Annotated in this window: 3 protein-coding genes; 1 reads left to right on the top strand and 2 read right to left on the bottom strand. The window is 37.6% G+C overall.

Annotated elements, in window-relative coordinates; genetic code table 11:
- Window positions 1-167: 167 nt before the first annotated feature.
- The gene (locus BC781_RS25205; protein WP_109623308.1) at window positions 168-698 is read right to left on the bottom strand and encodes a hypothetical protein; all 531 of its coding nucleotides are present in this window, start codon (window positions 696-698) and stop codon (window positions 168-170) included.
- 568 nt (window positions 699-1,266) lie between these two features.
- On the opposite strand from BC781_RS25205, the gene ltrA reads away from it, so the two are divergent.
- The gene (gene ltrA / locus BC781_RS25195) at window positions 1,267-2,541 is read left to right on the top strand and encodes a group II intron reverse transcriptase/maturase (protein WP_109623304.1); all 1,275 of its coding nucleotides are present in this window, start codon (window positions 1,267-1,269) and stop codon (window positions 2,539-2,541) included.
- A gap of 100 nt (window positions 2,542-2,641) precedes the next feature.
- On the opposite strand, the gene BC781_RS25190 is transcribed toward ltrA, so the two are convergent.
- Window positions 2,642-3,148 carry a hypothetical protein gene (locus tag BC781_RS25190; RefSeq protein WP_109623302.1) on the bottom strand — a complete coding sequence of 169 codons (507 nt, stop codon included), beginning with the start codon at window positions 3,146-3,148 and terminating at the stop codon, window positions 2,642-2,644.
- Window positions 3,149-3,266: the final 118 nt, after the last annotated feature.

Below are 3,266 nucleotides of genomic sequence, written 5' to 3'. Positions count from 1 at the left end.
CTGTACTTCTTTAGATTGCTTGTCTTGATTTGTATCTCTATTAAAGAGTTTATCAAAAAATCCCATGCTAGATTACTTATTTATGATTGCCAACGTATCGGGCATGGTGTCGCAGGCGGATTGCGTCGCATAACGACTGTGCAATATGCCCCTTGTTATGTGTATTTTTAATTTCTTTCTAACCAATTTCGAGCTTCCTCAAGGAGGTGATTCTCAAACTTTCTCTTTTGTTCTTCTCGAGGTAGGTCATTGTAATATAATAGTCTTCCATGATCTTTTAAATCTTGAAGCTCTCTATACCAAGTGTATAAACTTTGTAAATCCAATTCATCTCCGAAGTATCGTTTACTTGATTTAGATACAAAATTAGACCAATCAAATTTAAAATAAACATTGTTATGAATCTCAGTCATGTACAAAAATACATTCTGAGTATCACTAATCATCAAGTTAAGGTAATACCTAATTAGGATCTTAGCAGAATCCAATTTAGTCGGATAATGGAGATTAAGTTCGATAATCATTTGTTCGAAATATTGCTTTATCTCAAATCCATTATCTTTTTCATTCATACTCGCTAGGATATCAAGCGAATCAGATTCTAAATTTTCTTTTATTCCTGTTAATGCTATATCAGGTAATTGAGTTAAACTTCTATTTCCAAGTACATAGTCTGCTATTTTTTCTTGAAAATTCATTCAGAGGTAATTTATTACACATAACGTATCGGCTATAAAGCGTATTTTTTGTGTTGCGCCTGCGGCAACAAATATGCTTTATGAGCCATTGTGTGTGCCCAGCATGGGCATCCTTTGATTTATAGTTTGAATATAAGTCATTAATCTAGAGGGTGCAAGTCCCTTGTGTGCGGGAATAACGTCTCGAAGCACTAGCAAGTCGCAAGGTGGTTTACCGCGAGGTAAGCACTGAAGGAAGCGAGACTGCAAAATCCGGTACCGACGAACAGAAACTACATATGAGGCTATCAAGGTCGGGTAAGCAAGCACATCTTTGTAAAGCCCAAAACTTCGTAAGATGAGAGCCTTGTTAGTAGATGTAGCGGGCATCGGAGGAAAGAGGATGTTCTTACCTGGGGAGATCTCCTGCTTTGTTGAGTAGGAGAAGTCAGCCGAGATCATAGTACCCGAAAGGGGAAGGATTAAATGTTAACCGTCTTTAATTCGTACGGGAGATGATGGACGCTTACGGTAGCTTCCCAGTACATCATTAGCCCTTACTTAAGCGAGACTAAGTGAATTTTAGTATATGATTAATGAACTACTAACAAAAGAAAACATGCGAATGGCTTACCACCAAGTGGTAAGAAATAAAGGTGCTGGAGGAATAGACAAGATGCAAGTACATCAATTACTTGCTCATTTACAGGACACATGGGAAACTACTAAATCCAAATTGGAGAACGGCAAGTTCTGCCCTCAACCAATCAAAGGAGTGGAAATTCCAAAGACAAACGGTAAAACCCGACTGCTAGGAATCCCTACGGTAGAAGACCGCCTTATTCAACAGGCAATGTGTCAAGTATTGAGTCCAATCTTCGAACCAGAGTTTCAGGAGCATAGTTACGGTTTTCGTCCGAACAAAAATGCACAACAAGCGATCAGTCAAGCACTGAGCTATATCAATGAAGGCTATCAGGATATCATAGATATTGATCTGAAAAGTTTCTTTGATGAAGTTGAGCATGCATTAGTGTTAGAATTAGTTTATGCTAAAGTGAAATGCCCCAAACTTCTTTTACTGCTCAAACGCTACTTACGAGCACCTATTCTTGTCAATGGCAAACTATGCCAAAGAAGAAAAGGAGTTCCGCAAGGAGGTCCACTAAGTCTTCTACTATCTAATATATTGCTCAATGAACTTGACAAAGAACTAGAGAAAAGAGGACATAAATACATACGGTATGCCGACGATTTCAGTATTTATTTGAAAAGTAAACAATCAGCCAAACGTACAGGAAATAGTATTTACCTGTTTCTTAAGAACAAGCTGAAATTACCGATCAACAAAGAAAAGAGTGGAATCAGACGCCCTTTCAACTTCAAAGCCTTAGGTTATGGCTTCGTGCCAACTTACAAGAAAGGCGCTAAAGGAAAATACCAACTCGTAGTGGATACTAAGGCGTGGAATAGAGTCAAACAGTCTTTAAAAGAAGTCAGTCGTAAGACCATACCTATGAGCTTCGACGAACGGATAAAACGACTGAAGTCAATCCAAAGAGGATGGGTAAACTACTTTAAGCTAGCCAACATAAAAGGTAAGCTAAAGAAGGTAGATGAATGGTTACGCAATCGCCTCCGATATTGCATATGGCACCATTGGAAGAAACCAGAAAGGAAAAGAAAGAATCTGATCCGTTTAGGTATCGAAAAAGGTCAAGCCTATGCATGGAGCCGGACAAGAATGGGAGGTTGGGCAGTTGCCTGTAGCCCCATCCTTGGTACAACCATAACCATCCAGCGATTAGAGAAAAGAGGTTATGAATCTATGCTTAATCTGTACAAAAGAAGTACTGAAAATTAACAAACCGCCATATACGAGACCCGTACGTACGGTGGTGTGAGAGGCGCACTGGCGATCATCTGATCGTCAGCCGTCTACTCGATTGTAGCCCGTATTCATTTTATTCAAGTTCATTTATAATTCCTTCTTTCCTCTTGACAGCATTATAGTAAGCATTAAGGATTTCCATGAAATTTTCAACCATAGCTGATTGATTATTGACCCAATGCATTCTATAACCTTCTTTTTCTTCGATTTTCTTTCTATTAATTTCGTCTTCAAGGAAGTTATGAAATTCGGCAATAGAAATTCTCTTTAAATATTCCCATATTTTATCTACATCTGAATTCAATTTAAAGAATTGATTGGATAAGAATTTGTTATCGTCGTAGGTAATTCTTTTTAAAATTTTGTCTTCAGATTGGTCAAGTTGATTTAGAATTTCTTGTGTTGCGTTCCAACCTTTATTCGTACCAAAAGAAATCCCATCTCGCCAAAATGGTAAATCTTTATACTCGTGAAAAAGTATTAATTCTTTTTGGATATAATCATAAATATCAAATTCCTCTTTTATCCTTTTTTTTATGAGTTCGTCAGGAACTACAAAAAATTCATTTATCATTCCCATCACTTTCTTTTTTTATGGGCTACAACGAATCGGGCATGATATCGCAGCCAGATTGCATCGCATATGGCTGTGGAATATGCCCCTTGTTATGTGCTTCTTCCTATTTTAAAATTTCAAT

It is taken from the genome of Sediminitomix flava (assembly GCF_003149185.1).
Taxonomy (GTDB): Bacteria; Bacteroidota; Bacteroidia; order Cytophagales; family Flammeovirgaceae; genus Sediminitomix; species Sediminitomix flava.
This window is presented reverse-complemented; position numbering and strand designations above follow the sequence as displayed.

Excerpts from the sequence above, each read along its gene's own strand:
- BC781_RS25205 (WP_109623308.1), bottom strand. The coding sequence starts at position 698 with ATGAATTTTCAAGAAAAAATAGCAGACTATGTACTTGGAAATAGAAGT.
- ltrA (WP_109623304.1), top strand. The coding sequence starts at position 1,267 with ATGATTAATGAACTACTAACAAAAGAAAACATGCGAATGGCTTACCAC.
- BC781_RS25190 (WP_109623302.1), bottom strand. The coding sequence starts at position 3,148 with ATGGGAATGATAAATGAATTTTTTGTAGTTCCTGACGAACTCATAAAA.